Origin of the sequence: Streptomyces sp. NBC_00341, from assembly GCF_041435055.1 — a bacterium.
GTDB lineage: Bacteria > Actinomycetota > Actinomycetes > Streptomycetales > Streptomycetaceae > Streptomyces.
The window spans coordinates 370,437-396,308 of sequence record NZ_CP108002.1 but is presented as its reverse complement, the minus strand read 5'-3'; the positions used below and the strand labels follow the sequence as shown (position 1 = coordinate 396,308).

Sequence of the window (25,872 nt, the reverse complement as noted above, 5' to 3'; positions counted from 1 at the left end):
CTACCAGATGGCGTCCACCCATTCAGGGTGGTCGACGAACGGATTCCGGTTGTGCTGGTACTGGTCGAATATGACGTCGTTGCGCCGCTTCTCGAAGGTGTCCGGCGGGTCCTCCTGGCTCCACGCCTTCAGTACGGAGAGCCGGCCGATGTTCGGGGCGGAGCCGTTCGACACCTGGTCGTTGGGTTCGAGGTCGGCGAAGGAGTCGTCACCCTCGTACCGCACGGCCATGTAGAGGATCATGCGGGCGACGTCGCCCTTGACGGCGTCGCGCGGTTCGAAGGAGTCGCCGTCGGTGTAGTTGCCGGGCGCCCCGCTCACCGCGCTGCCGCCGTTGTCGAAGTCCTTGTTGCCGCGGACGGAGTTGACCGACACGTCCTCCGGGCGCAGATGGTGGATATCGGTGCCGGGGCCGGTGGCCGTGCCGAAGTCGCCGTGGGACTTGGCCCAGACGTGCTCGCGGTTCCACTGGCCGGTGCCGCCGCCGTTGTCGCTCTTGGGCTCGGAGATTCCGGAGTAGAGGAGGATGACGTTCGAGGAGTTCGCCGGGTCCTCGTCGGTGTCCTTGAGCGCGTCCCAGACCTGGCTGTAGGTGAGCGTGGACTGCTCGCTGATGATCGTGTGGAGGGCGCCCTTGAGCGCGGTGCCGGTCTTGCCGAGCGCGTCCTGGTAGTACGTGTCGTCCAGCGCGCGGAGCGGGGTGGCGGCGGTCGCCGGAGCCGGCGGGGTAGCGGCCGGTGCGGCGGCCGCGGTGCCGGTGAGCACCGCGAAGGCGGCGAGAGTGGCCAGCAGCGGGCGCCGGCAGGAAAGGTGACGACGGGACATGTGGGGTGTCCTCTCCGGAAATACGGGCACCGCGGCGCCGGTGCGGGGTGGGGGGCGGCTGCCGCGGTGGTCGTGTGATGGGTGGTCAGCGGGAGCCTTCCACACGCACCGTGACCCGGGTGTGAACGCTGCGTACCTATCATGTGCAGGTCAAGTGAGGGCCGGTGCCGGGCCGGTCGGACGCTGCGGCCGGGCATCGGATGCGCCCCCGTCGGCGCGGGGCGAGAATTGCCGCAAGGACGAGGAGGCGGCATGAGCGACGAGCCCGAATCCGTATCCGTACCGCTGCGTGCGGACCCATCCGCACTACGGGGCGTGACCCCCGACAGTCTCCTGCACACCGGCGCGAGCGATGATCCGTCGCCCGAGGACCTGGTGCTCGCCTCCGGGCGTGACGTGACTCCGCAGACCCTTGAGTGGGCGCGGCGCAGGCTGGCCAGGGAGGGCCGGTCGGCGATCGACAAGCAGCTGCCGTAGCCCCGGCCGGGCGGTGCGGGGGCTTTGCGTGCCCTCGTGGCGGCCGGAAGTGTTCGGGTGTCTCCCGCCGCTCGGTTAGCCTGAACGCTATATGAACCGTTTGACGACGTCAGGGGCCGGTTACGACCTCGCCCGATTCCCCGAGGACCCCCGCGACCCCTTCCGCGCCTGGGACGCGGCCGACGAATACCTGCTGCGGCACCTGGAGGGGATCGACGGGGCGAGTCCGGTCGACCTGTCCGGCAGTGTCGTCGTGGTCGGTGACCGCTGGGGCGCGCTGAGCACGGTACTGGCGGGCCACCGGCCGGTACAGATCACCGACTCCTACCTCGCGCAGCGGGCGACAGCGGCGAACCTGGAACGCAACGGGGCCGGCGCGGACGCCGTACGGCTGCTGTCCGCGCGCGACACCCCGCCGGAACGCGTTGATGTCCTGCTCGTACGGGTGCCCAAGAGCCTCGCGCTCCTGGAGGACCAGCTGTACCGGCTCGCGCCCGCCGTCCACGCCGGGACCGTCGTCATCGGCACCGGGATGGTGAAGGAGATCCACACCTCCACCCTCAAGCTGTTCGAGCGCATCATCGGCCCCACCCGCACCTCCCTCGCGGTCAAGAAGGCCCGGCTCATCCACTGCACACCTGACCCGGCCCCGGTCCGCGCGAGCAGCCCGTGGCCCCACCGCTACGAGCTGCCCGACGACGTCGGGGCCGTCGCGGGCCGGACCGTCATCAACCACGCCGGCATCTTCTGCGCGGAGCGGCTCGACATCGGCACCCGCTTCTTCCTGAAGCACCTGCCGGTGCGCAGCGGCCCGGAACGGGTCGTCGACCTCGGCTGCGGAAACGGCGTCCTCGGGCTGTCCGCCGCACTCGCCAACCCCGAGGCCGAGCTCACCTTCATCGACGAGTCGTACCAGGCGGTCGCCTCGGCAGAGGCGACCTTCCGGGCCAATACCGACGCCGGCGCCGAGGCCCGCTTCGTCGTCGGGGACGTGCTGGCCGGCACCGCGCCCGCGAGCGTCGACCTGATCCTCAACAACCCGCCGTTCCACTCGCACCAGGCCACCACGGACGCCACCGCCCGGAACATGTTCCACGGGGCGCGTGCCGCACTGCGCCAGGGCGGCGAGCTGTGGGTCGTGGGCAACCGGCACCTCGGCTACCACAACCAGCTGCGCCGCACGTTCGGCAACTGCACCACGGTGGCGGGCGACCCCAAGTTCGTGGTGCTGCGCGCCGTCAAACGCTGACGTCCGGCGGCCGGGGCTCCGTGCCCCTTCCGGATTCTTGCAACACGTTCTACTGTGTGCGCCGCCGCACACGGGCGACGCGAACGCGAGACTCCTGGAGGGGCCGTGCACCTCGAATACACGCCTGAGCAGCAGCAGTTGCGAGCCGAACTGCGCGCCTACTTCGCCGCCCTGGTCCCCGACAACGCCTACGCGCGTTACGCCGACCCCGCGGCCCAGAAGCGCTTCTACCGGGACACCATCCGGCGCCTGGGGGCCGACGGCTGGCTCGGCGTCGGCTGGCCCACGGAGTACGGCGGACGCGGCCTGTCACCGATGGAGCAGTTCATCTTCTTCGACGAGGCCGCGCAGGCCGGTGTCCCGCTGCCGCTGATGGCCCTCAACACCGTCGGCCCCACGATCATGCAGTTCGGCACGGACGAGCAGAAGGCCTACTTCCTGCCCAAGGTGCTCGCCGGGGAGCTCGACTTCGCGATCGGCTACAGCGAACCCGACGCGGGCACCGACCTCGCGGCCCTGAAGACCAGGGCGGTGCGCGAGGGCGACACGTACGTCGTCAACGGGCAGAAGATCTGGACGACCAACGGCGACACCGCCGACTGGGTCTGGCTCGCCGCCCGTACCGACCCGGAAGCGCCGCCGCACAAGGGCATCACCATGCTCCTGGTCCCGACGTCCGACCCCGGCTACTCCTGCACCCTGATCAACACCCTCGCCTCGCACGACACCACCGCGAGCTACTACGAGAACATCCGCGTCCCCGTCTCCCGCCGCGTCGGCGAGGAGAACAAGGGCTGGCGGCTCATCACCAACCAGCTCAACCACGAACGCGTCACCCTCGCCGCCCACGGCACCATGGCCATCCGCGCCCTGCACAACGTCCGCCGCTGGGCCGCAGAGACCCAACTCGCCGACGGCCGCCGCGTCATCGACCTCGGCTGGGTCCGCGCCCGCCTCGCCCGCACCCACACCCGCCTCGACGCCATGAAGCTGCTCAACTGGCAGATGGTGTCGGCCGTCCAGCACAACACCCTCACCCCGCAGGACGCCTCCGCCGTCAAGGTCTACGGCTCGGAGGCACGCCGTGACGCCTATGCCTGGCTCATGGAGGTCGTCGGCTCGGCCGGACCGCTCAAGGAGGGCTCGGCCGGCGCCGTCCTGCACGGCGAACTCGAACGCGGATACCGCTCCGCCGTCATCTTCACCTTCGGCGGGGGCAACAACGAGATCCAGCGGGAGATCATCTCGTGGATCGGCCTCGGGATGCCGCGCGTACGGCGCTGAGCGGTGAGACGAAGAATCTCAGTCGGCACAACCAGCCGGCACAACGGAATCACGACGTGACGGTCCGCGAACGGTCCGTACCTGCTGGTCCGGATGAGCCCGAACACCACCGCGCCACAGGCGGGGGAGAGGAGCAGGAGACCGAGGACGTCCAACCGTCCGACGCTCGCCGACGGATGCCCGGCACGCGGTGCGGGCCACGGCCCCGGAACCGGCGCTGACCGGCACCGATAGACTCCTCGTCATGGTTCGAGCGTCCCGTGGTGCGGTGACCCCCGGGATGTGGCGGCGTGAGGCGGGCACCGTGGTGCGGCCGGCCGCACCGCTCCCGGAGGCGGCGGGTGCCATCCTTGCCGGGTCCCGTATCGTCCCCGGCCCCACGGAGTGGTCGCCGCACTCGCATTCCCTGCACGAACTCGTCTGGGTGCGCGGGGGAACGCTGACGTCCCGCGTGGGGGACCGGGTGCTGACCGTGGTCGAGGGGCACGGGCTCTGGATGCCCGCGGGGATGGTCCACGGGGGCCGGGCGACGGCGGGTGCCGAGTTCTCCGACGCCTTCTTCGTCCCCGATCGCACCCCGTTCGCGTTCACGGAACCCATGGCGATCGCGATGACGCCGTTGCTGGAGTCGCTGCTGACCCATCTGGCCTCCGCGCGGCTCGACGCCGAGGCCAGGGCGCGGGCGGAGTCGGTCGTCTTCGATGTGATCCGGCCCTCGGAGCGTCAGTTCGCGTTGCAGTTGCCCGGCGATCCACGGATCGACGCCATCGCAGAAACCCTGCTGGACGATCCCTCGGACGGCCGCTCGCTGGAGGACTGGGCGCGCCGGCTGGAGATCAGCGACCGCACGATCACACGGGCCTTCCGGCAGGCGACGGGTCTCTCCTTCGCGCAGTGGCGCCAGATGCTGCGTGTGCACCGTGCGCTGATGCTCCTCGCCGAAGGCTTCGAGGTGGCCACGGTTTCCGAGGTGCTCGGCTACGCGCAGCCCAGCTCCTTCATCGTCGCCTTCCGGCGGGTCACGGGAGTCACGCCGGGTGCGTTCTTCGACGCGGCCGCCGAGCCGTCGCGGGATGTCCGGAATTCCGTATCGCGTGACCAGAACTCCTGATTGTCCACGCGGTAAGCGGAATGCTACCTTCACGGAGTTAGGTAACCCTTAGTTGGTGCTCGCCGCGCAGGACGCTGTCCGTGCGTGGGCGAGCGCGCGCGTCCTGTGCCGGTCGGACCGGACGGAGGTTACCGCCGTCCCCCGCCCCTCCGATCGTCCGGACACCGTCATGTTCACAAGCCTCTTCCGGTCTGCCGGAGAACCCACGGCCACCCCTGCCGCCACCGCTCCGGTGGCCGCGCTCATCGGGCACGACCTGGTGCTGCGCTACGGCGGCAAACCCGTGGTCCACGGCGTCTCGGTCGCGCTGGAACCCGGCCGTGCGACCGCCCTGGTCGGGCCGAACGGCAGCGGGAAGTCCACGCTGCTGCGGGCACTCTCCCGACTGCACCGGCTGGACGGCGGCCGGGTGACGCTCGGCGCCCCCGACGGAGAGCCCGAACGTGACGCGGCCCTGCTCAGCTCCCGTGGGTTCGCGCGCGAGGTCACGCTGTTCTCCCAGTCGAGGCCCGCTCCCCAGGGGCTGACGGTCGCCGAGGTCGTCGCGTTCGGGCGCCATCCCTACCGGCGTGGCTTCGCCGGACCGACCGCGGAGGACCGGACCGCCGTCGACCACGCCGTGGGGGTCACCGGAGTACGCGACATGGCCGCGCGGCAGGTCGGAGAACTCTCCGGCGGGGAGATGCAGCGTGTCTGGCTCGCGGCCTGCCTGGCCCAGGGCACCGGCGTCGTGCTGCTCGACGAGCCGACCAACCACCTCGACCTGCGCTACCAGTTCGAGACGCTCGACCTGGTGCGGGACCTCGTCGAGGAACACGGCATCGCGGTCGGGATCGTGCTGCACGACCTCGACCAGGCCTCCCGCGTCGCGGACACGCTCGTCCTGATGCGCTCGGGCCGGGTGTACGCGGCCGGCGCACCCGCCGACGTCCTCACCGCGGAGAACATCGGCGAGGTCTACGACATTCGCGTCGAGGTGGCCGTCGACCCCCGAACGGGGCGCCTCCGCATCGACCCACTCGGCCGCCACCTCTCCTGACACGGAGACACCTCTCACCTCCCACCGCTCCTGAACACGGCGGCACCCCTCCCGCCCCCCGAACACGGCGGCACCTCCGCGGAACGGCACATGGGCCGCTCCGGGGGCGGGTGCCGGGCCGACCCGAAAACACCGACGCACCGTCCCCGCGTCGCCCGCACCTCACCTGTGAAAGAGGAACCTTCATGAACCGTGCCCGTCGCCTGGCGGCGTCAGCCTCGACCGGGCTCGCCCTGCTCGCCGCAACGGCCTGCGGAACGACCGACGTCGACAAGGCAACGGCCGGCAGCAGCGCCGCCGCGTCCCCCGCATCGAAGGACTGCGCCCAGGACACCACGACCCCCTCGACGGGGCCCGTCTCCTTCAAGGACGGCGTCGGCCGGCAGGTGAAGCTCGACAAGCCCGCCAAGCGGATCGCGGTCCTCGAATGGCAGCAGGTCGAAGACGCGCTGACGCTGTGCGTCACCCCCACCGCCGTCTCCGACGCCAAGGGGTACCGCACCTGGACCAGCGCGGAGAAGCTGCCCGGTGGCGTGACGGACATCGGCACCCGCGAGGAGCCCGACCTCGACACCCTCTACGCGGCCAAGCCCGATCTCATCGTCGTGGAGGCCTTCGACGCCAAGGACGAGATGATCAAGAAGCTGGAGAAGAGGGGGGTTCCCGTGATGGCCACGCGCGGGGCGGACCCGAAGGACCCGATCGGGAACATGCGCAAGGTGTTCAGCATGATCGGCGAGGCGACGGGACGCACGGACCGGGCGGACCAGGTGCTCAAGGAGTTCGACCAGCACCTCGCGACAGCGAAGCAGCGCGTCACCGACGCGGGCCTGCCGACGAAGGACTTCCTGTTCTTCGACGGCTGGCTCGAAGGAGGCAACCTGACCGTACGCCCCTACGCGAACGGCGCCCTGTTCACCGAGATAGGCAAGGAACTCGGCATGACCCCGGCGTGGAGCAACGAGATCAACAAGAAGCACGGCGACGGAGGCGTGGACGCCGCCTACGGCCTCGCGCAGACCGACGTCGAGGGGCTCACCGCCGTGGGTGACGCCAACCTCTTCTACGCGAACGACGACGGCGCCGGCGGGTACGTCGCCGCGCTGAACAAGAACCCGATCTGGAAGAAGCTCCCCGCCGTGAAGGAAGGCCGCGCCCACGCGTTCCCGGCACGGGTCTGGGGCGCCGGCGGCCCGCGCTCCTGCGCGCAGGCGATCGACGCGTACGTCGACGTACTCGACAAGAAGTGAGCACTGTACGCACAGCGGCACCCGAGGCCGGGCCGCTGCCGGGCGCGAAGCGCGGCAGCGGCCCCGCCGGGGCGGCCGTCCTGGCCCTCCTTCTCGCCCTCACCGTCCTGGTCGGCCTGTGGCACCTGACGCAGGGGACGTCGGGCGTCGGCGTCGGCGATCTGCTGCGCCATCTCGCCGGTGGGCACGAGAGCGCGGGCGGGGCGCCCGTCGGCGAGATCCTCACCGGCTCGCGCCTGCCGCGCCTGTTCGCGGGCGTCGCGGTGGGCTTCGCCCTCGGCTGCGCCGGCACGCTGCTCCAGTCCGTCACCCACAACACGCTCGCCTCGCCGGACACCCTCGCGGTCACGGCCGGGGCCTACTTCACCCTCACGCTCGTCGCCGCCTTCGGCCTCACCGTCCCGCTGTGGGCGTCGGGCGCCGTCGCCTTCGCCGGCGGCCTCGTCGCGGCGGCACTCGTACTGCTCCTCGCGGGCCGTGCCGCGGGCACCGCGGGCACCCGCCTCATCCTCGCCGGTTCCGCGACCGCGATGGCCCTGGACGCGGCGACCGGGATGCTCCTCATCCTGTTCAACCAGAACACGACCGGTCTCTTCGCCTGGGGGAGCGGCTCGCTGGCACAGCTGAACATCGACGCGTCGGTACGCGCCGCCCCGCTCGTCGTCGTGGTGCTCTGCGCCGCCCTGGCGCTGTCCCGGCGGCTGGACGTGATGAACCTCGGCGACGACACCGCGTCCACCCTCGGCGTGCCGATCCGGACCACCCGCGTGACCGCCGTGATCTGCGCGGTGCTGCTGACCAGCACGGCGGTGACCCTCGCCGGCCCGATCGGCTTCGTCGGTCTCGGCGCGCCCGTCGTGGCCCGCCTGATCGCGGGGCGGGTTCGCGCGCTGCGCCGGCACCTGCTCCTGATCCCGGCGGCCGGACTGCTCGGCGCGCTGCTCGTCCTGCTCGCGGACGCGTCCCTGCGCGCGGTGCAGGGGGCGGACGGGGCGGCCTCCATCCCCACCGGCGTGCCGACCGCGCTGCTCGGCTCCGTCGTGATCGTGGTCCTCGCCCTGCGGCTGCGCGACACGGGCGGCCTCCGGCAGCCACCGAGGGCGCGGGTCGCCGCACGCTCACGCCGTGCCTTCCTCCTCGTCACGTCCGGCGCGGTGGTCCTGCTGGTCGCGGCGGCCCTCACCGCGATCCTGGCGGGAAGCCTCTGGCTGCGGACCGGGGACATCGTGCTGTGGCTCCAGGGCGCCGCCCCGGACCTGATAGGCCAGGCGCTCGACGACCGGGTCCCACGCGTGACCGCCGCGATCCTCGCCGGCGCGGCGCTCGGACTGGCCGGCTGCGTCGTGCAGGGCTCGGTGCGCAACCCGCTGGCGGAGCCCGGCGTGCTCGGCATCTCGGCGGGCGCCGGCCTCGGCGCGGCGAGCGTCGCCACCTCCGGCCTGTCCGGTAGCAGGCCGGTACTCATCGCGGTAGCGGTCACGGCGGGGCTGGCCACCTTCGCGCTGATCGCCCTGCTGGCCCGGCGCGGCGGGTTCCTGCCCGACCGGTTCGTACTGATCGGCATCGGCATGGGGTACGGACTCAGCGCCGTCACCACCTTCCTCCTGCTGCGCGCGGACCCGTACAACACGCCCCGGATCTTCACCTGGCTCTCCGGCACGACCTACGGCCGCACGTTCCCCGACGTCGTCCCGGTCGCGGTGGCCCTGGCTCTGGCCCTTCCCGTACTGCTGTTCATGCGCGGCCGGCTCGACCTGCTCGCCGTCGATGAGGACACCCCGCGCATCGTCGGCGTCAGGGTGGAACGCACCCGCTTCACCGCCCTGTCGATCGCCGCGGTGCTCGCGGCCCTCAGCGTGATCGCCGTCGGCGTCGTCGGTTTCGTGGGGCTCGTCGCCCCGCACCTCGCCCGTTCACTGGTGGGCGCCCGGCACGGCCGCGCGATCCCGGTCGCGATGGTGCTCGGCGGACTGCTGGTGTGCGTGGCGGACGCCCTCGGCCGCACGCTCGTCGCCCCCGCCCAGGTGCCGGCGGGCCTCATGATCGCGCTGGTGGGCGCACCGTACTTCGTGTGGGTGCTCCGGAAGTCCCGCGCATGACCCGGGGGGAGGGGCCGGGTCCGCGCCGACAGGTTCGGGCTCCGGCCCCTCTCCCTCATCCTCCCCGTCCCTTCAGGAGCACCGGAATGCCGCCCCATCAGGAATCGCCCGCTCGGCTCGCCGAGCCCGTGCGAGCCGCGAAAAGCATCGTCGTCCCCTATGAGCCCGACAGCCCGCCGGCCCAGCTGGCAGGGCTGCTCGACCGTGAGGTGTCGGAGCGCTGGCGTGCGGTCGACCGCTCCGCCCACGCCCCTCACCTCGTGGCCGTTCCCGGAGCCGACGGCGAGGACTGGGCCGCTGCGGCGCTCGTGACAGCACGTCCGGGCACGGCCTATCTGAAGATCGTCGATGCCGTCGGTGACGTGCGCGCAGCCGTAGAGGCCGTCGTCGCGCACGCGGACCGCCGAGAGCTCGCGCAGGTCAAGTGGGAAGGGTGGACGGCACGTTACGAGGACGTCGCGGCCACCGGCTTCACCGCCCTGACCCCTCCGCTCACGCAGCCGGAGGGCGCGGCCGGACCGGCTGCCGGATACGTCCGCTGGCTGTGCGACGGCGTCACGAGCGCACCCGCGTACTACGGGCAGACCACGCACTTCACCTGCGGCGCCGTCACCGCTCTGGTCGCGCAGGCGCACGCGGGCGCGCTGGCATGGGAGGCGCTCGACCGGCAGGCGGAGCTGACGCTGTGGCGCGACGCCACCAACTTCCTCGCGTGCGAGCCCGTCGGGCTGGGCGTCGCCCTGCGCCGGGCCTGGCCCTCGTCCCCGGTCACGATCCATCTGGACACCGACCGGCCGGTGTTGCTCGGCCACCTCCCGGAGAACGACCAGGAGTGGCGTGCCCTGCTCCAGCGCGCCTCCAGGACGGAGGCGGAGCGCACCGGTGTCCCCATTGACCCGAGCCGCCTCTCCCTGGCCGCGGTCCGGGACGCGATGGGCCGGCGCGAACACGTGCTGCTCCTGCTCTCCCTCGCGGGGATGCAGGGATTCGACGTGCCGCACTGGGTGCTCTGCCACGGCACCGTACCCGGCGCCGTCGTGATCGAGGATCCCTGGGCCAATGCGACGACGGGGGACACCTGGGTCGACGCCCACCTCCTGCCGGTCCCCGACGCGTCGCTCGACACGATGTCGGTGATCTCGCCGGAGGGCTTCAGGGGCGCGGTGACGATCGGCCGCCCGCAGACGGGGGACGCGGCGCCATCCTTGTGAATGAACACCATGACCGACTGTTCCGGTACTGCGAGAGGGAAGCGACAGCGATGGAGATCCGACCCACGACCGATGCGGACCTGGACGTGTTCGTCGACACAGTCCACACAGCATTCGGGATGTTCCCGGAAACCCCCGTCGCGGGCGGCGGACGCTGGTGGTCCGCGCTCGAAATGGACCGCGGCCTGCTCGCCCTGTCCGAGGACGGCCGGCCCGTGGGCACCGCCGCCGCGTACTCCTTCGAACTCACCCTGCCCGGCCGGACCCTCGCTCCGGTCTCCGGAGTGAGCGCGGTCGGCGTCCTGCCCTCGCACCGGCGGCGCGGTGTGCTCGGCGAGCTGATGCGGCGGCAGCTCTCCGACGTACGGTCCCGGGGTGAGTTCCTCTCGGTGCTGCTGGCTTCAGAGGCTCCGATCTACGGCAGGTTCGGCTACGGACCGGCGACCTTCACCACCCGGCTGACGGTGCCGCGTCACCGAGCCGCCCTCGCGGCTCCCCGTGCTCGTGCGACGGCCGGTGCACCGGCGACCGGGACGGACGGCGGAACGGTCGAGGTGCTGCGGCGCGCCGAGTGCGGCGAGATCCTCGAAGAGGTCTACGACCGGTACCGCCGCGCCCAGCCGGGCGCGCTGTCCCGGCCGCACCGCTGGTGGGCCCTGGGCGCGGGGCAGCCGCCGGTCTCCTCGGCGCCGCGTTACGTCGCCGTCCACCGGGACGCCGACGGAGCGGCGGACGGGTATGCCGGCTACTCGATCGGCGAGCACACGACCCTGACGGTCGACGAGACCATCGCCACCGACGACGCGGTCTTCACGGCCCTGGCCCGGTTCGTACTCGGACACGACCTGGTCTCACAGGTCGTGTTCCGTCATGTCCCGCCCGAGCACCCGCTGCGCTGGCAGCTCGCCGACATCCGCGCCGGTGAGGTCGGCGACCACGCCGACTGGCTGTGGGTGCGTCTCCTCGATGTCCCGCGCGCCCTGACAGCGCGCGGCTGGTTCGCGGACGGTGAGCTCGTCCTCGACGTCGACGACCCGTTCCTCGGTGAGCGGGGCCGCTACCTGCTGACCGTCCGCGCGGGCGAGGCGAGTTGCGTTCCCACGGACCGGCAGCCCGACCTGGCGCTGGACGTGCGCGACCTGGGCTCGCTCTACCTGGGAGGCATCGCCCCGAGCACGCTCGTGTGCGCGGGACACATCCGGGCCTGCCGGCCGGGCGCCGCCGCCCTCGCGGACGGGCTCTTCCGCACGGAAAGCGCCCCGCACTGCCTGCACTGGTTCTAGGCCCTGGCGAGACGGCCTAAGGGCTCGACCCGGCCGGCCGTCTCCGCACGGCGTCGGCGATGACCGCTGTCACCAGCTTGTTGACGGCCTCCGTGGACGGCGGCCCTGCGGCGCGGTCCGCGAACAGGAGATGGCCGCCGCCGACCAGGGAGAGGGTGAGCGAGTCGATGTCGGCGTCGGCCGCGACGCGGCCCAGGTCGCGCTCGGCTGCCAGGCAGGCGGAGATCGCGGTCGTCGCCTGGGCCAGGATCACGATGCCGCCGCCGGGCATCGCCTGCCGCAGCCGTGCGCGCAGCTCGTCCCGGAAGGTGATCAGCGGGATGATCGCCACCGGGACCGGGCCGAAAAGGGTGGTCAGCGCGCTGGTGAGGTTGTCCGCCACCGTGCCGGTGCCGACGGACCCGGCGAGCGCGGCCGACTCCCGTTCGAGCCGCGCCGCCCGGTCGAGCACCAGGGCGACGAGGAAGGCGTCGAAGTCGCTGAAGTGCCGGTGCAGGACGCCCTTGGCGCAGCCCGCCTCGTCGGTGACGGCCCGGCTGGTCAGGCCGATCGCCCCGGCCCGCAGAAGTACGCGTTCGGCAGCGTCGAACAACTGCTGCCGCGCGTCGCGCATGTGCACCCCGGTCGGCACGTGCGGCTCCTCCCGTGCGGGCTGCCCCTCGGCATCCGCTGTTCAGTGGGCACGCGTCCGCCAAGGCGGACCGTTGCCCAGTGGGCACCTGCCCACTAAAGTGGGCGCATGCCCACTCTACCGCGAGAGCAGTCGGAACCGTCCCCGCAGGAGCCGCACCGGGCCCGGCGGATGGCGGAGTCGTTCGGCGTGGACGCGCAGCGCTACGACACGGCCCGGCCCGGATACCCGGACGCGCTGGTGGCGCGCATCGTCGCCGGGAGCCCCGGACGTGAGGTGCTCGATATCGGCTGCGGCACCGGAATCGCCGCCCGGCAGTTCCAGGCCGCGGGCTGCGCCGTACTCGGCGTTGAGCCCGACGCGCGGATGGCCGACGTCGCGCGGGCCCGGGGGCTGCCGGTCGAGGTGGCGGCGTTCGAGGCCTGGCAGCCGGCCGGGCGGAGGTTCGACACGGTCATCGCCGCCCAGTCGTGGCACTGGGTGGATCCGGTCGCCGGCGCCGTGAAGGCGGCGCGCGTGCTGTGTCCGGGGGGACGGCTGGCGATCTTCGGGCACGCGTACGAGCCGCCTGCCGAGGTGGCCGAACCCTTCGCCGCCGCATACCGCCGGGTGGTGCCCGACTCCCCGTTCAACGGCATGCCGGCCCGGCGACCGCTCGGTCTCTACCGGGCGGCGTACGTGAAGTCCGCCGACACGATCCGTGAGACCGGGGGGTTCGAGGAGCCCGAACAGTGGCGGTTCGACTGGCGGCAGTCCTACACACGCGACCAATGGCTCGATCTGCTGCCCACCACCGGTGGCCTCACGCAGCTCCGTCCGGATCAGCTGGCCGAGGTGCTGGACGCGGTCGGGGCGGCCATCGATTCCCTCGGCGGACGCTTCACGATGAAGTTGCCTACTTGGTGGCGCTGACCTGCGGATTCTCTATCCGATGGGCCCCTGACCTGCGTGGATGTGTCTTTCGCCGTCTTTCGGATTCGTGCTGCGTTATGTAGCCGGTTCTCCCCACGCGCTCCCCAAGCCTTCGAATACTCCCCAGATTCTCCCCAAGGGTGCTAGCGCCGCGAGCGCTGTGCCTGCGGCGGGAGGGTGTTCGTTTGGCTGTACCCAGCACGTTGAGTGATCGCGGCGCGTTGTGCCAGCGTCCGTCGCGACTGACGGAGTTGAGTCTGCGAGGCAGAAGCTGGCGGTTTCCAGTCCCACATGGCACAGGTCGGAGATGGCGTCTCCGGGAGTCCAGCCAGTTCAGCGCAGGGGTGTTTGTGCAGGCCAGGGTCCTGTGGTCCAGGTGTGTCCACGCTGTTGGTGATAGCGATGTGATAGCGCGTGGCACGGTGGGCGGCTGGCATGGGAGGGGTTATCCCGGCCAGAGGGCCCGCCGGGTGCATGGCGCCCCCACCCAGTGGGCCTCGGCCAGTTTCCATACTCGTACGTGTCCACATGGTGGGCTATCCCACGTCGACGCCGTGCGCTCTGGCCAAGCCGTCGAGTCCGTCAGCCCAGCCCTGTCCGACCGCTCGGAGTTTCCACACCGGCAGACCGTTGGGGGACCGGTGGCGGTACAGCTCCGCGACGGCCATTGCGCGGATGGCAGGGTCGGCAGGTGGCTGGAAGGTCCAAGTGGCCGCAGCGCATTCCATGGCCAATTTGGCGTGGGTGAGGGCACTGCACGTCAACCCGGTGTCGACATCCATGTTGATCGCGATTGTCAGGCGTTGGACGTGGTCTGGGAGGGCAGAGAGGTGGACGGCGGCGCGCTCGACGGTGTGCGCGCCGTCGTTCAGCTTGCCCAGCATCCTGGCGGCCCCATAGGCGCCGGACGGCTGGTTGTAGAAGACGAAGTCTTCGTCCGAGGAGACCTTGCTATGCGCGTCGGTGAGGAAGAGGGTGAGGTCGGCGTCTGCGCCGCCGAACCTGAATGCGATGGTCAGCCCTTCACGTGCCTCGGCGGGCAATGTGAGGTTCTGGCCGGGGGTGAGGATCGTTGGAGGAGGGGTAACGGGTTCGCCGGTAGCGGGCGGGTGGGCCGAGGACGGGACCTGGTTCTTCCACTCGGTGAACGTGCGGATCCGATAGCTGTCTGGGGTCGGCGCATTGGGGGTTGCCGGGACATTGGCGCTGAGGTCGCCGTCCAGGCCCGCGAGTGTGGCGGCGGCCGTGGCAGCGTCGTCCTGGGCGTGGTCGAGCAGGCTCTGCAGGCCGGACAGACGGCTGGTGTCCAGCGGTTTGATGGTGCTCGACAGGTTTCCGGAGGCGGTCGTGGCGACGGCGCAGACCACGTCCTGGCCGATGTCGAGGAACCGGAGTGCGTCCTCGGGCTGCTGCCAGGGGCCTGACTCGATGGTCTGGCGGGTCCACCTGCCGTACGCCACGAACCCTAGCCGCTGGGTGTCCGGCACGCGGGTGATCACCGCGAGGTCGATCGCGGTGATCCCCGGGGCGACGGCGAAGCCCTCCTTGAGGGTGGTAATGATGTTGGAACCCATGGCCGTGAGCCACCAAAGGACTCGGTCGCGCTTGGTCAGCGTCTTCAGCGTGGGGCGCCCACTGGAGGTGACCCCGGGGGTCTGGTTGGGCAGCGAGTCGATGTCCTGCTGGCGCATTACTACGGACATGACGGAGCCGTCGACCCCGACAGCGCAGCCGGCGGCGGGGTTGTCGGAGAAGGCGTAGTTGACGGTTTCGCACACCGTCGCCTCGTCGTTCGCGACGAGGGACTGCCACCACTGATGCGCCTCGGTCGTCAACCCCCCTTGGATGCCCTGCAACCTGGCAAGCTCGGCGGCCAGGTATCCCTGAGCATCCTGCTCCGCCCGCTGCTTTGCCTCCGTGCGTTCAGTACGCGCGAACACGCCGAGACCTGCCAGGTGGAAGGTCTTCGCCTCGGCCAGCGCCCAGGGCAGCCCGAGCTGTGGCGGGCCGGGCACAACCGGCGGGTGCGCGGGGGAGAAGGACTGCAGATGCACGCTCGTCATCTGGTGACGCAATTCCCGCAACTGCGCAATGGCCGCTTCGCGTTCCGCTTCTTGCTGAGCCCGCTCGGCCTGTCGGCGAGCCCTTTCCAGCTGCGCACCCGAAGGTGCGGCAGCCCGCGGACGTGAGCCGGAGCGACTCGTACTGGTCCGGCTGCGCCCGCTGCCCAGGGCGCTGGAGGCATAGAACGGGCCCATCCCGGACGAGATTGTCGTCCGCCCGCCGCCCACATTCACCCTGGCAACTCTCGGCCCGATGGATGTTCGTACCCCTCGGGTCGAGACGCGCACGCTCATTCCGGGCACACCGACTCGGAATCCGAAGCTCATGGGTCTCCCTTCTGTGGCGACGAGTCTGTCAGTACTCGGGCTCCGTTGTTCGGGAATCGCGGCCTGCAGCGGGCTGGGGAAATACGCGAACTTCCATAGGAAGTGTTCAACCTTGTCCGATCTGCCATCGAGGGGGCAGGGTGACGCCGTCTGCGGTGTCCAGCGGTAAGTGTCCTGCGCCTGCAGGTTCTAGCGAATCAGATGATGAGGACGGGATCTGCGCGTCTAATGTTGGCCATGGACCAGCGGATCCCCGCGCCGGGGCTGTGGCGCTTCGTTGACGATGATCACCCTGCTCAGCTGACACTGATCGTCGAGACGCCCAACGGGCCTTACCTGCGCCGAATATCTCCGGCGCTCCCTCTGCCGCCCGGTGTCGTGCCGGGGACTGGAGTGGAGCTGGCGATTCACCAGGCGGCTGCCACCTGGGGGATGCCGGACTTCGTCTTCGAACCTGCCTACGCAGTCAAAGGCTCCGGCCAGCGCGAGCAGGGAGACCGGCTCCTGCTGTCCGGAGGCCGCGGAGCGGTCCTCCAGAGCAAACGCCGCACAGTGCCGCCCAAGGACGACGCCATCGAGCGTTCATGGCTCCAGAAGAACGCAGCGAAGGCCCTCGGCCAGGCCAGGGGCACGGTACGGCAACTGCGCATGCAGAGCGCCAATTGTAGGTCCGCATTTGGAATGTCCCGTTCCGGTGCGGCGACCTGGGAGCTTCCGGCTTTCTCATTCGCGGGACACAGCATTTCTGTCTCACGATCTTGTCCCGTGACGCATGGTGTGACTGAGCGCCACAGTTTGGCCAGTCTGAGCGTTCTACTTGGCCAGCCCAGGGACGGCTGGGGTCGGGATCAGTTCCCGCGGGGCGCGTACATGATCACTGCCATGCCCGCGAGGCAGACCAGGGCGCCGATGACGTCGTAGCGGTCGGGACGGTAGCCGTCGGCGACCATGCCCCAGGCGATGGACCCCGCGACGAAGATGCCGCCGTAGGCGGCGAGGATGCGGCCGAAGTTGTCGTCGGACTGGAAGGTGGCCACCACTCCGTACAGGCCCAGCGCGATGACGCCGGCCCCGATCCAGATCCAGCCCTTGTGCTCGCGGATGCCCTGCCACACCAGCCAGGCCCCTCCGATCTCGAAGAGCGCGGCGACGGCGAACAGGGCAAGGGAACGAGCGACAGTCATACCCGCGACCCTACGGGCGGCCCGCGCCTGTGATCTTCAGCGGGTCGGCACGCTTCTGACAGCCGCACCCACCCTCACCTGTGCTCTTCGTACCGCAGGAGCACGAGCGGCGGCGCTGGCCGAGCCACCAGGTTCCGGCTGCGAGCACGGCCAATACGCCGGCGAGGGCGGGCAGCCAGCCCACCACCACCCCGACACCGGCGCCCAGGACGCCCGCGGTGATCAGGACCGGCACCGCGCAGCAGGCTACGCAGGCCAGCGCGGCCAGGGCCCCGAGCGTCTTCGGCGTGCGGTAGGGGCGCAAGTCAGCAGCAGGGGCCGGCATGGCGGTTCTCCTCGGCGAGGTCGGTGAAGGGGATCGGGCAGCACGGGCTGAACGCGCAGACGGTCAGGTCGTCGCAGCCTGCTTCGACGGCGGTGGCCAGGGCGGTGCGGATGGTGGTGAGGTCGGCGATCTTCGAGTCGACCTCGGCGAGCTTGGCCGCGGCCCGCTCCTGGAGCCCCGCGACCGGGCGGCCGTGGCGGTGGCGGCCAGCCTCCAGGAGCGCGGCGACCTCCTCCAGCGTGAACCCGAGCCGCTGGGCCGCCTTGATCACCCGAAGCGCGGTCACCGCGTCCTCGCCGTAGAGGCGGTGGCCTTCTTGTGCGGGGTTCGCCCCGGTGGCCGGGGTGGTGTTACTTCCCAGTGGAGGCGGTCAGGGGCAGGACCTGAGCGGTGGAGTTTCCGGCGAAGAGCACGTGGCCGGCGGGGAGTGGGCTGGTGGTGAATTCTTTGGCGAGTGCGTTCGCGCCGGCCGGGGTGAGGCTCATCGGGACGTTCTTCGCGGTGATTTTCGTGAGCGACAGCTTGAGCCCAGTGAGTTTGGTGGTGAGTACGTCGATCCGCTGCTTGCGGTGGGTGACCGTGATGGTTCCGGTCCGGTCGGGTGAGATCTTCGCGGCGATGGCGGTGAACTCGGCCCGCCGGTTGCCGCGGTGGAAGGCGAACCCGCCGTCCTTGGCGGTGGCGGTGAGTCCGGAGAGGTCGGAGTTGATTTTCCCGCCCGCCAGGACCGTGCGGACACACCGGTGACCTTGGTCGCTGACCAGGGTGGAGGGGGCGATGGCCTCCATGGTGATCCCGGCCTTCGACAGCGCTGAGGCGGAGGTGTCGGTGAGGCAGAAGTCGAAGGTGGAGCCGCCGCGCAGCGGCAGGGAGGGCAACAGGCCCTGGGCGGCGGTGGCCGTGGCCTGGGGCGCGGTGACAGCACCGGCCAGCAGGGCAACCGTCAGGGTGCGGAGGACGGTGTACTGCACGGAGAGCTCCTTGTGCTGCGAATGATCGGAAGGGTGCGTGTGATCAACGCGCCCGCGCGAATCGCGTTACGCAGCGAGTACGAAGTCCGGGAGCAGGGCCGGCGGGTTTCGGGTGCGAGCGTTTACGGCGATGAGGCCCTTCATCTGCGGCATGAGATGGGTACGCAAGTTTTCCCAGATCAGGACGATGGGGCCCGAGCTGGCTGTGTGCCCGCACGATGAGGTCGCGGTAGTCCTGCCAGGTGAAGCCCTTGGGTTCGTCGTTGACGCGGTGGAGGATCTGCGGCTGATGACCCAAGGGACCAAGTCCATACCATCGCGATCTGCACCGTGGTCCTGCTGGTGGAGGCACTCGGCCGCATCACCGCCCTGGAGCAGTACGACGAAGAGGGCCCGGCGTACGAGTGCATGGGCCACACCAGGCCCTCCACGATCACCTGACCGCGCCTGCCTCGGCCGTCGCCCGGTCCACTCCGAGCCCGAAGTCGGGAGGTGTACGCCGAACGGTGACGTCGCCGCACACGACGTGCCGTCTCACGGCGCATAACGTCTTCTACCGCTCCGCTCCACTGCGCCTGCGATCGTCGCGCTGCTGACGGCGCTTCTCTGGACAGTGCGCTGGGCAATTTCGCCAGCGACCGGGCTGCGTTCCCGGCAGTCGTCCGCCGCAACCCGGCCCCCACCGTTCCGCCTGGGAAGGCACTCATGCATGAACGAGGTGGAAGATCGCATAGTCTCGCCGGCGGCGGGACGTCAGGGACGGAAACCGCTGAGGTCGAATCCGGGGCCGATCGACGGAGGCGGCGTCGACACCGGGCGGGTGTCGTACGTGCCTCCGCTGCAGAACGCGACCAGCTTGTTGTGCTCGTACGCGTAGTTCGCTCCTCCCCCGCCCTCGACGCACTGTTCAAGGGTGACGGGTGGGGGTGCGGCCGCCGCGGCCACGCCCGTCAGGGCAAGCACGGCAAGACTGCCGGCGGCGGCCGGACCCATGAGGCGACGAAGCATGCGAAATCCTCCATACCGAACAAGGGGGGAACCCGGAAACCGGCGGGGTCTCCGCCGGGGTCCCCTCCTCCTCCATTGGAGAACACCGACATCCCGATGACCCGCATACCGCCCATGGTGGCCGCGCCGACGGGGCAGTCCGCCGCGCCTCACAGAAAGAAGGCGAGTCCTCGTGAGCCTGCCCGGGGCACGGCGGTGGGCGACAACTGCGTGTTGTCGGCGGGTGTGGCGGTTCCCGTGCCCAGGGGACGGCGGGTGGTCACGGGGTGGTTGTCGCTCCGGGTGCCGGCCGGGTCTCGTGCGTGTCGGTGTGCCCGCCCGGCAGCCCGCCGCCGTGGGAGGGATCCCTCAGAGGGAAATGGGAGAGCAACCGACGTTGACGAGTCCGTTCGCGGCGGTGCCCTCGCAGGTGAAGGTGGGGCTTTCGCCGGACCCGGTGCCGGTGTAGGTGGTCTGGAACTCGGTGTTGACGTCCGCGTGTGCGGCTCCGCCGAAGGCGATGGTCAGGGCGGCAACCGCGGTAGCGCAGGCCGCGAGGCGACGGGTCATCACAGGTGTCCTCCTTCGTGTCGTCCCGGCAGGTCCTTCCCGCCGGTATGTACGGGCCGTGTGATCACAGCCCGGCAGGACAACAACGAGTTCCCCGGGCCCGGGATACGACTTACGGGCGGCGGCTGGGCCACCAGGGTGGCTCTCACCCCCGGGGGCCGGTCCGGCCTCCTGCACGCGCGTCACCGCGTCCGTGTTGGGCCCCGGGGACCGGGCCGTCCGTCCCGCAGATGCGGGCCTTGCGGCCGACGGCGCCCGACCACGCGATCCGGTCCCAGGAATGCGTGTCGGGGCCGACGCCGATCAAGGCGGAGGCTGGCAGGACCGGGTGGTCCTGCTCGCTCTCAGTTCAGTAGAAAGGCTGTGGTCGGCGGGCAGCACCTGGCTAGTCGGTGACGATCATGTCGAGGGTGCACACGCCGGGGCCGTGCTCTGCGGAGACCTGGATGGTGAAGTCGCCGGTGGTGGTGCCTGCGGTGACCGGCTGGGGGTGGCCTGTCCGTCGGAGCCGGTGGTGACGACACAGAAGAGTTTGCCGTTCTTGAAGCTGGACCCGGTTCGGCGGGTGCCGTCCTCGATTGCAAAGTGGAGGGAGACGCCGGGGACGAGGGCGCCGCTGGTGTCCCGGGCGACGACGGTGAGGGGGGCGGAGAAGTCGGTGCCCTTCTTCGCGGAGAAGGGGAATCGGTTCGCCCTCACTCGAAGGAGGCAATCCCCTCTGCCCCGTAAGCCCCGCCCCCCGTGTTCTGCCCCCGGGTGCCCCGAACTGACCACGGGTGGTGGCCGCTGCCGGACAGTACTCCGCCCCGGTACGGGCTATCTAAAGCTCGCACCGGGGCGGAACCTTCACCTGCCGCTGTTATTCGGTGACGAACTTCACCGAAGAGAAGGCGGCGCCACCTTGTTGCTCTCCGGGGGGAAGCGCGCCCACCTCATCGCGGCACCCTCCGCGGTCATAGAGGACGGCTGTGGCGTCGGTGGCATTGATTGCACCATTGGATCCCCCCAGATTGTAACAACGGTCATTCTGGGGGTTCTCCAGGATTTCCAAGCCTTGCTGCTTTCCGTAGTGGAACTGCCCTTCCGCAGCGTGAGCGCTGGTTGAGATTCCGAACAGCAGGGTGGCAGCTGCACCGACAGAGATCAGCGCCTGTCCAAGAGTTTTCATTGTCTTTCTCCTTTTAGGTCTGGGCGTGGCACTCTCAGTCTGACCACTTGAATGAACCGAATTCATAAGTTCACCCGCATGGCCCCTGGAGAAACGATCCCCCTCACCCATTTGGAGGTGCCCCATGCCGCGTAAGCCCCGCCCCCCTTGCTCAGTCCCCAGGTGCCCCGAGCTGACCACGGGTGGCCGCTGTGCAGCCCATGAGCGGATGGCGAACAAACAGCGCGCGACACCAGGGACGAGCGCGTACGGGCCCGTGTGGCCGTGCATTCGTCGTGCGTATCTGTACGCGAATCCGTGGTGTGTGCTGTGTGGTCGGGCGGCGAATGTCGCGGACCATTTCCTCGCCAACCGGCGGGAGCCTATCGCACGAGGTGAGAGGAATCCGGATGCCGCAAAACATCTGCGTCCATTGTCTGTGAGGTGCCATAACGGGGAGGCGGCGCGTAATCAGCCGGGTGGGTTCGCTGCGGAGTTCCGTTCGCGTCGTGAGTCGGGTGAACGACCGCCGTTCTGACCAGGGGGGGGTACTCCCGAGCCTCCCCACAGTTGCACGGGCGGGAGGCAGAAGACTCTCGCCGCAGCTAAAGCCATTTGCGCGGGCCCGAAAAATCGCCTGCATATCGAACGGGAGTGACCTTGTCCGACCCACGGCGCAAGAAACCCGCACTGCAAGCGTTCAGGGAAGGCAACCCCGGAAAGCATCCTGTCCCGGATATTGCTGCCGTACCACCCTCGGAACTGACCGAGCCCGATTGGCGCGAGACCTTCCGCACTGTGGACGACCCAGAACGGGAAGCGGTGAAATCTCGCTGTAGTGCGGTCGCCTCGCACGAATGGCGACGCGTCGTCCCCGTGCTGAAAATCGCGGTCGGACTCGGCGAGGTAGATACCACGGTCCTCAAGAACTACTGCATATCTGCCGCACGTATCGACCAATGCGAGCGCGAGCTATCAGAACACGGCTTGCTCGTCCGGGGTGAGCGAGGGTGGCAGAAGAACGGCGCTACCACCATCGCGGGACAATACCGCTCCCAACTCGCACGCCATATCAGAGAGTTGGGTCTCTCGCCGAGTGCCCGCACAGCCATCACGAGCCCCGAGCCTGACGCTGACGACTCGGGCGTGTGGGACTGAACGCATCACAGAGCCCTCGCGCTCGCCACTCATACCAGAGTGGCGAGTACGGAGCTATTTTCCTTTGCAGGGTGAAGGGAGGCCATTTCGAGTAAAGAGCTTTGGTCGGACTAACGACGTGGTGCACGACTGAGGGTGAAATGTGCCGTCCTGGCGGTTCGGCTGTTGTGTGATCACCGCATTGCTGTGCGGTCAGAGACCAGACCGGCGATCGCCAGATGGGTGTCGTCGTAGTACTCGCGACGTCCGATGTACCGCTGAAGGGTCCGCCACTGCTTGTGCTCGGCGTTGGCGTGCTCGACGCAGATCCGCTCTGAGGACTGCTGTGTGCGGGCCTGTTCCTTCTGTGACGTACGAGGCCGGGGCGCCCTTGCTTCGCCCACGCCGAGGACGTGTCCGCTCAGGCGTTCTTGGGGCTTCCCGCGTAAATGTCGATGGTGTGTGGCTTTTCAGGGTAGGTGATGTCGGTAACTTCGACCAGGACCTTTACACCGAACTGGGCTGCGACTTCTCCACTAATGACGGCGTACACGTCGTCCTGCCCCCCACTCTCCATATCCCAGCCTGACCAGTCCCTGGATCCCCCTTCGTAGGCGGCTTTCAGGACAGCCGCACCCCACGTCAAGTCATAGGAAACCACCACTTCGTCGCCCTGGGTTACAGTTCCAAAGGGGCCGGAAAGCTGGCACTTTCCGGACCAGGTGGTCTTTTGATGGGTCACCATGATCTTCATGACCGCCTGGTACTTCTTGTTCGGCGGAACCGTGACTTGCTGGTCGACTTCCCAGCCCTTTTTTTCGCTCCAGACTTCCTGCTTGGACGTTGTCTTGGAGACATCGACCTTGAACTTGGCTCCCAGCTTGTAGCCAGGGATGGGGGGAGGACCGCCGCAGGAACCCTCGATGGACAGTTCGGCGCCCAGGAGAACGGTTTGACTGACCGTCGTTGAGACACTGTGGTGGGTCTCTTCTGTGTGCTTGAAGGTCATGACCAGAGGACTCACCTTGGTCCGGTTGTCATATACCTGGGTGTATACGTCATCCCATGATTCATCCGCCTTGAAATCATCCTTGCTGTAGACGATTTCTTCGGCCGGCGTGATCGTCGGTTTTGTCACTTTGCCAAGCTTCGTGTCGGGGAGTCCCCTGATGATTCCCTCGATATCCGTGTACTGAACGACCATGCCAACCTCTTTCATGCGATTAGTTTCACTTCGCGACGGCCGACTTAAACAGCCTTCAGAAAAGCCTCTCACCGTCAGACGTGTGCAGAAGGGTTTCTCCCTCTTATGGGTCACGTGCAGAAAATAGGTTCGACTGCCTCGATGCGAAAAGCTTTGCCCTGGCACCTGCCCCGGGTGAGCAGACCCCGCGCCTCCAGCCACGGCCAGGACCCCCGCAGCGAGCGGGAGAGCCGACGATGAGCCTGATCGGTGACGGCCTGGATGCCGCCGTGCAGAAGACGTTCACCCGCCCCCCAAGAGCGCGGGGCGCAGATGCGGTATCTGGTACGGCGGCTCGGGGGTACCAGGGCGGTCGCTCCACTCCTGCGGGTCTCTCGGCGGGCCGCCGAGCGGTACGTGAAGGACCAGATCGGGAAGCCGCGCCCGGACCTCGCCGCGCGCATAGACCGCGAGGTGAAGGCCCAGTGGCAGCCGCAGGTCCGGGCCAGGGCCCGGCAGAGCGCGGCGTCCACGGGCGGCATCGTCATAGACACCCGCGCCCGTCTCGGCTACACCGCGCCGCCCGACGCGCCCGCTTCCAGGGCCCCGTGCGCTTCACGCCCACCGGACCGGCCAATGCAGACCCCCGTCCATGAACCTCCGGCCGCCGTACCAGCCTCAGTCGTCGGCACCATGGGGGCGCGACCGCCGCATCCCGGAGTAAAGCGGCGATGAGGGTCGGACGAATCTGTGCAGGTACCAGGCCAGGCCAGGCCGGTGAATCCCGGCGCATCGGGGATGCCCGTCGGTGGCGTACGAAGTCCGCGACCTCCGCTGGTGTCCAGGCCGCTCTTGCGGACCGTCTCGACCGACAGCACCCATCCGGCCTAGGAGACCTCCGCCCGACCGCCGCCCTCGACGCGGACACGCGGCAAGGACCGGATGCGTTTCTTCACCCGAGGAGTGCTTCTTTCATGCGACGACCTGGACCTTAGACAAGTCCCGTCGTTGCAGGTCAGAAGCACTCTTCGCGTTTCCGATCACGCATCGGATCCCAGCCACGTGAAAGCCCGAGGGTAAGGATCAAGCTGAACCTGCGGCTACGAGTAGAGATTGCGCCATAACTCGAGCGCGGACTCGCCCTCGTGGCCCTGTCAGCCTTCGGGCAACCGGTCGTTGGATCTTCCGGAGTGCGCAACGACCCCCGTTCATCACTTCGTGTCACATGTGGGTACTCACGGTTACGGGCAGGGTAGGTTTTCAGGGCACCCGGCTCATGGAGAGTCCGGTGTCCAGGAACGAATGGAGGCTCGTCATGAAGAAGCTGCTTACGGTCTTCGCCTTGACCGCGGGTGCGCTGAGCGCCACCGTCCTTCCCGCTGCCGCAGATAATGCCATCGTTGCGGCCCAATGCAGGCTCGGCGGTGGGAAGGTGGTGGAGCTGGTCCAGTCCCCGACGGGCCTGATCTGCCAGGGCGGACAGTTCAACGGCGAGTTTGTACTGTCGAATTAGAAGAGCGCACCCTTCCCATCCCGCACCGGCATCCTCTCAGTTCTCATCACGCGCAGTGGCCCCCAGGGCATGCTCCCTGGCCGGGATCCTGCCGGTCGTTCCCCGGTAGTCGTTGACGCAGGAGAGGCCGGGTACCTTCGGTGCCCGGCCTTTCCGGCCGGAGCATGCTGTCTCCGCGAATCAGTTCACACCAGATTTACCCCCTATTCGGTGCGAACTCCCTTCGCCTGCCTGGTGCAGTCGTCCGGCGGGTCATGCACGTCAGGCCGGCCGCAACTCCAACGCCCACAACAGGGACATGGACGTCAGGTGCGGGTGCGTACGCGGAGCCGCAGGCCGTGGGGAGTGAGGGAGACGCGTGCGCGCGGCTGCACAGGCGCCGAGTCGAGCGGTTCCAGCGTCCACTGCTGTGTGATCTGGGCCAGGGCCAGGGTCATTTCCGCCATGGCGAAGCGGTCCCCGATGCATTTGCGGGGCCCGGCGCCGAAGGCGAGGTAGGCGCTGTCCGCGGACGGCCGCACCGTCCGGTCGGCCCACCGGTCGGGATCGAACACCTCGGGACTCGGGTAGAGGTCGGCTCTGGTGTGGATCAGGTAGGGGCTGTAGATGAGGGTGGTGCCCTCCGGCACTGTGTACGGGCCCAGGGTGGCGGCGGTCCGGGCCTTGCGGGTCACGACCCAGACCGGCGGGTACAGGCGCTGCGTATCGGTCAGGAAACGCTCGATGAAGCCGAGTCGGGGAGGATCCTCGAACTGAGGCGAACGGCGCCCGCCGGTGACGGCGGCGCAGGCTTCGTGCAGCCGCTGCTGGAGGCCGGGGTGCCGGGCTTCGCCCGCTCAAAACGCCGGTTGGCAGGCGTGGGAAGCCTTTCCAGTGCCCTGATCGGGTTGCGCAGGCGCCGGTCGATGCCTCGAAGGAGATCCTGCGTCACCGCGGTCAGTGTCTCCGCGGCGGCCCCTGCCGCGGGGGTGAAGAGCGTCTTGACCACCGTTGCGGTGGTCAGCTTCCTCATCTGCGCGTCAACGTCGATGACGAAGCCATCGCTCCAAGAGTCGGCCACCAGCTGTGCCTGCTCCGTCATGACCCGGGCGTAG

27 protein-coding genes and 1 pseudogene are annotated in these 25,872 nt (G+C 69.2%); 13 read left to right on the top strand and 15 right to left on the bottom strand.

Going from position 1 to position 25,872, the window contains the following annotated elements; genetic code table 11:
- Positions 1–825 (bottom strand): endonuclease, encoded by an 825-nt coding sequence (locus OG892_RS01840; RefSeq protein ID WP_328868132.1) that lies wholly within the window; start codon positions 823–825, stop codon positions 1–3.
- Between the two features lie 252 nt (positions 826–1,077).
- Here OG892_RS01840 and OG892_RS01835 point away from each other — a divergent pair, with 252 nt between their 5' ends.
- From OG892_RS01835 to OG892_RS01795, 9 genes are all read left to right on the top strand, one after another.
- Positions 1,078–1,302, top strand: coding sequence for a hypothetical protein (locus tag OG892_RS01835; protein ID WP_073737933.1), 225 nt, complete (start codon positions 1,078–1,080; stop codon positions 1,300–1,302).
- A gap of 91 nt (positions 1,303–1,393) precedes the next feature.
- Positions 1,394–2,551 carry a methyltransferase gene (locus OG892_RS01830; RefSeq protein ID WP_371628278.1) on the top strand — a complete coding sequence of 386 codons (1,158 nt, stop codon included), beginning with the start codon at positions 1,394–1,396 and terminating at the stop codon, positions 2,549–2,551.
- Between the two features lie 105 nt (positions 2,552–2,656).
- A complete protein-coding gene (locus OG892_RS01825) occupies positions 2,657–3,835 on the top strand; it encodes an acyl-CoA dehydrogenase family protein (RefSeq protein WP_328868134.1) in 1,179 nt (392 codons plus the stop codon).
- Between the two features lie 244 nt (positions 3,836–4,079).
- Positions 4,080–4,946 carry a helix-turn-helix domain-containing protein gene (locus tag OG892_RS01820; protein WP_371628277.1) on the top strand — a complete coding sequence of 289 codons (867 nt, stop codon included), beginning with the start codon at positions 4,080–4,082 and terminating at the stop codon, positions 4,944–4,946.
- Between the two features lie 169 nt (positions 4,947–5,115).
- Positions 5,116–5,985, top strand: coding sequence for an ABC transporter ATP-binding protein (locus tag OG892_RS01815; RefSeq protein ID WP_371628276.1), 870 nt, complete (start codon positions 5,116–5,118; stop codon positions 5,983–5,985).
- 185 nt (positions 5,986–6,170) lie between these two features.
- A complete protein-coding gene (locus tag OG892_RS01810) occupies positions 6,171–7,235 on the top strand; it encodes an iron-siderophore ABC transporter substrate-binding protein (RefSeq protein ID WP_328868136.1) in 1,065 nt (354 codons plus the stop codon).
- Positions 7,232–9,334: an iron ABC transporter permease gene (locus OG892_RS01805; RefSeq protein ID WP_073737928.1), complete on the top strand. Its 2,103-nt coding sequence runs from the start codon at positions 7,232–7,234 to the stop codon at positions 9,332–9,334. Before OG892_RS01810 ends, OG892_RS01805 begins: the two co-directional genes overlap by 4 nt.
- 86 nt (positions 9,335–9,420) lie before the next feature.
- Positions 9,421–10,545, top strand: a complete 1,125-nt coding sequence (locus OG892_RS01800) for a peptidase C39 family protein (protein ID WP_371628275.1) — start codon at positions 9,421–9,423, stop codon at positions 10,543–10,545.
- Between the two features lie 50 nt (positions 10,546–10,595).
- Positions 10,596–11,828 carry a GNAT family N-acetyltransferase gene (locus OG892_RS01795; RefSeq protein ID WP_371628274.1) on the top strand — a complete coding sequence of 411 codons (1,233 nt, stop codon included), beginning with the start codon at positions 10,596–10,598 and terminating at the stop codon, positions 11,826–11,828.
- A gap of 16 nt (positions 11,829–11,844) precedes the next feature.
- Here OG892_RS01795 and OG892_RS01790 read toward each other — a convergent pair whose 3' ends face one another.
- Positions 11,845–12,459 carry a TetR/AcrR family transcriptional regulator gene (locus OG892_RS01790; RefSeq protein WP_371628273.1) on the bottom strand — a complete coding sequence of 205 codons (615 nt, stop codon included), beginning with the start codon at positions 12,457–12,459 and terminating at the stop codon, positions 11,845–11,847.
- Positions 12,460–12,567: 108 nt separating this feature from the next.
- Here OG892_RS01790 and OG892_RS01785 point away from each other — a divergent pair, with 108 nt between their 5' ends.
- Positions 12,568–13,371 carry a class I SAM-dependent methyltransferase gene (locus tag OG892_RS01785; RefSeq protein ID WP_371628272.1) on the top strand — a complete coding sequence of 268 codons (804 nt, stop codon included), beginning with the start codon at positions 12,568–12,570 and terminating at the stop codon, positions 13,369–13,371.
- Between the two features lie 536 nt (positions 13,372–13,907).
- Here OG892_RS01785 and OG892_RS01780 read toward each other — a convergent pair.
- The 9 genes from OG892_RS01780 to OG892_RS01740 form a co-directional block, all read right to left on the bottom strand.
- Positions 13,908–15,434, bottom strand: a complete 1,527-nt coding sequence (locus OG892_RS01780; RefSeq protein ID WP_371628271.1) for a TerD family protein — start codon at positions 15,432–15,434, stop codon at positions 13,908–13,910.
- A gap of 1,175 nt (positions 15,435–16,609) precedes the next feature.
- Entirely contained in the window at positions 16,610–16,945 is a 336-nt protein-coding gene (locus OG892_RS01775) for a YnfA family protein (protein WP_371628270.1), read from the bottom strand.
- A 10-nt stretch (positions 16,946–16,955) separates the two neighbouring features.
- Positions 16,956–17,270 (bottom strand): hypothetical protein, encoded by a 315-nt coding sequence (locus OG892_RS01770; RefSeq protein ID WP_371628269.1) that lies wholly within the window; start codon positions 17,268–17,270, stop codon positions 16,956–16,958.
- Positions 17,251–17,631 carry a MerR family DNA-binding protein gene (locus tag OG892_RS01765; protein ID WP_371631556.1) on the bottom strand — a complete coding sequence of 127 codons (381 nt, stop codon included), beginning with the start codon at positions 17,629–17,631 and terminating at the stop codon, positions 17,251–17,253. The genes OG892_RS01770 and OG892_RS01765 overlap by 20 nt, the downstream gene beginning before the upstream one ends.
- The gene (locus tag OG892_RS01760) at positions 17,621–18,241 is read right to left on the bottom strand and encodes a hypothetical protein (protein ID WP_371628268.1); all 621 of its coding nucleotides are present in this window, start codon (positions 18,239–18,241) and stop codon (positions 17,621–17,623) included. The genes OG892_RS01765 and OG892_RS01760 overlap by 11 nt, the downstream gene beginning before the upstream one ends.
- Positions 18,242–18,994: 753 nt before the next feature.
- Positions 18,995–19,249 (bottom strand): hypothetical protein, encoded by a 255-nt coding sequence (locus OG892_RS01755; protein WP_371628267.1) that lies wholly within the window; start codon positions 19,247–19,249, stop codon positions 18,995–18,997.
- 348 nt (positions 19,250–19,597) lie between these two features.
- Positions 19,598–19,798 carry a hydrophobin family protein gene (locus tag OG892_RS01750; protein ID WP_371628266.1) on the bottom strand — a complete coding sequence of 67 codons (201 nt, stop codon included), beginning with the start codon at positions 19,796–19,798 and terminating at the stop codon, positions 19,598–19,600.
- A gap of 399 nt (positions 19,799–20,197) precedes the next feature.
- A complete protein-coding gene (locus tag OG892_RS01745) occupies positions 20,198–20,497 on the bottom strand; it encodes a hypothetical protein (protein WP_371628265.1) in 300 nt (99 codons plus the stop codon).
- 160 nt (positions 20,498–20,657) lie between these two features.
- Positions 20,658–20,966: a hypothetical protein gene (locus OG892_RS01740; RefSeq protein ID WP_371628264.1), complete on the bottom strand. Its 309-nt coding sequence runs from the start codon at positions 20,964–20,966 to the stop codon at positions 20,658–20,660.
- Positions 20,967–21,599: 633 nt separating this feature from the next.
- Here OG892_RS01740 and OG892_RS01735 point away from each other — a divergent pair.
- The gene (locus OG892_RS01735) at positions 21,600–22,103 is read left to right on the top strand and encodes a phage terminase small subunit P27 family (protein WP_371628263.1); all 504 of its coding nucleotides are present in this window, start codon (positions 21,600–21,602) and stop codon (positions 22,101–22,103) included.
- Between the two features lie 173 nt (positions 22,104–22,276).
- Here the strand turns inward: OG892_RS01735 and OG892_RS01730 are convergent, their stop codons facing one another.
- Both OG892_RS01730 and OG892_RS01725 read right to left on the bottom strand, forming a co-directional pair.
- The gene (locus OG892_RS01730; RefSeq protein WP_371628262.1) at positions 22,277–22,486 is read right to left on the bottom strand and encodes a hypothetical protein; all 210 of its coding nucleotides are present in this window, start codon (positions 22,484–22,486) and stop codon (positions 22,277–22,279) included.
- Positions 22,487–22,503: 17 nt separating this feature from the next.
- A complete protein-coding gene (locus OG892_RS01725; protein ID WP_371628261.1) occupies positions 22,504–23,301 on the bottom strand; it encodes an ETX/MTX2 family pore-forming toxin in 798 nt (265 codons plus the stop codon).
- Positions 23,302–23,522: 221 nt separating this feature from the next.
- Between OG892_RS01725 and OG892_RS01720 the strand changes: the two are divergent.
- Positions 23,523–23,847: pseudogene (locus tag OG892_RS01720) on the top strand (XRE family transcriptional regulator); the annotation flags it as partial.
- Between the two features lie 733 nt (positions 23,848–24,580).
- A complete protein-coding gene (locus OG892_RS01715; RefSeq protein WP_371628260.1) occupies positions 24,581–24,778 on the top strand; it encodes a hypothetical protein in 198 nt (65 codons plus the stop codon).
- A gap of 305 nt (positions 24,779–25,083) precedes the next feature.
- Here OG892_RS01715 and OG892_RS01710 read toward each other — a convergent pair whose 3' ends face one another.
- Both OG892_RS01710 and OG892_RS01705 read right to left on the bottom strand, forming a co-directional pair.
- Complete coding sequence (locus OG892_RS01710) at positions 25,084–25,578, bottom strand: cytochrome P450 (RefSeq protein WP_371631555.1); 495 nt, start codon at positions 25,576–25,578, stop codon at positions 25,084–25,086.
- The gene (locus OG892_RS01705) at positions 25,488–25,859 is read right to left on the bottom strand and encodes a hypothetical protein (protein ID WP_371628259.1); all 372 of its coding nucleotides are present in this window, start codon (positions 25,857–25,859) and stop codon (positions 25,488–25,490) included. Before OG892_RS01705 ends, OG892_RS01710 begins: the two co-directional genes overlap by 91 nt.
- Positions 25,860–25,872: the final 13 nt, after the last annotated feature.

Coding starts and splice junctions, on each gene's coding strand:
- OG892_RS01840 (WP_328868132.1), bottom strand. CDS start 825: ATGTCCCGTCGTCACCTTTCCTGCCGGCGCCCGCTGCTGGCCACTCTC.
- OG892_RS01835 (WP_073737933.1), top strand. CDS start 1,078: ATGAGCGACGAGCCCGAATCCGTATCCGTACCGCTGCGTGCGGACCCA.
- OG892_RS01830 (WP_371628278.1), top strand. CDS start 1,394: ATGAACCGTTTGACGACGTCAGGGGCCGGTTACGACCTCGCCCGATTC.
- OG892_RS01820 (WP_371628277.1), top strand. CDS start 4,080: ATGGTTCGAGCGTCCCGTGGTGCGGTGACCCCCGGGATGTGGCGGCGT.
- OG892_RS01815 (WP_371628276.1), top strand. CDS start 5,116: ATGTTCACAAGCCTCTTCCGGTCTGCCGGAGAACCCACGGCCACCCCT.
- OG892_RS01810 (WP_328868136.1), top strand. CDS start 6,171: ATGAACCGTGCCCGTCGCCTGGCGGCGTCAGCCTCGACCGGGCTCGCC.
- OG892_RS01800 (WP_371628275.1), top strand. CDS start 9,421: ATGCCGCCCCATCAGGAATCGCCCGCTCGGCTCGCCGAGCCCGTGCGA.
- OG892_RS01795 (WP_371628274.1), top strand. CDS start 10,596: ATGGAGATCCGACCCACGACCGATGCGGACCTGGACGTGTTCGTCGAC.
- OG892_RS01785 (WP_371628272.1), top strand. CDS start 12,568: ATGCCCACTCTACCGCGAGAGCAGTCGGAACCGTCCCCGCAGGAGCCG.
- OG892_RS01780 (WP_371628271.1), bottom strand. CDS start 15,434: ATGACGAGCGTGCATCTGCAGTCCTTCTCCCCCGCGCACCCGCCGGTT.
- OG892_RS01775 (WP_371628270.1), bottom strand. CDS start 16,945: ATGACTGTCGCTCGTTCCCTTGCCCTGTTCGCCGTCGCCGCGCTCTTC.
- OG892_RS01770 (WP_371628269.1), bottom strand. CDS start 17,270: ATGCCGGCCCCTGCTGCTGACTTGCGCCCCTACCGCACGCCGAAGACG.
- OG892_RS01755 (WP_371628267.1), bottom strand. CDS start 19,249: ATGCTTCGTCGCCTCATGGGTCCGGCCGCCGCCGGCAGTCTTGCCGTG.
- OG892_RS01750 (WP_371628266.1), bottom strand. CDS start 19,798: ATGACCCGTCGCCTCGCGGCCTGCGCTACCGCGGTTGCCGCCCTGACC.
- OG892_RS01740 (WP_371628264.1), bottom strand. CDS start 20,966: ATGAAAACTCTTGGACAGGCGCTGATCTCTGTCGGTGCAGCTGCCACC.
- OG892_RS01725 (WP_371628261.1), bottom strand. CDS start 23,301: ATGAAAGAGGTTGGCATGGTCGTTCAGTACACGGATATCGAGGGAATC.
- OG892_RS01715 (WP_371628260.1), top strand. CDS start 24,581: ATGAAGAAGCTGCTTACGGTCTTCGCCTTGACCGCGGGTGCGCTGAGC.
- OG892_RS01705 (WP_371628259.1), bottom strand. CDS start 25,859: ATGACGGAGCAGGCACAGCTGGTGGCCGACTCTTGGAGCGATGGCTTC.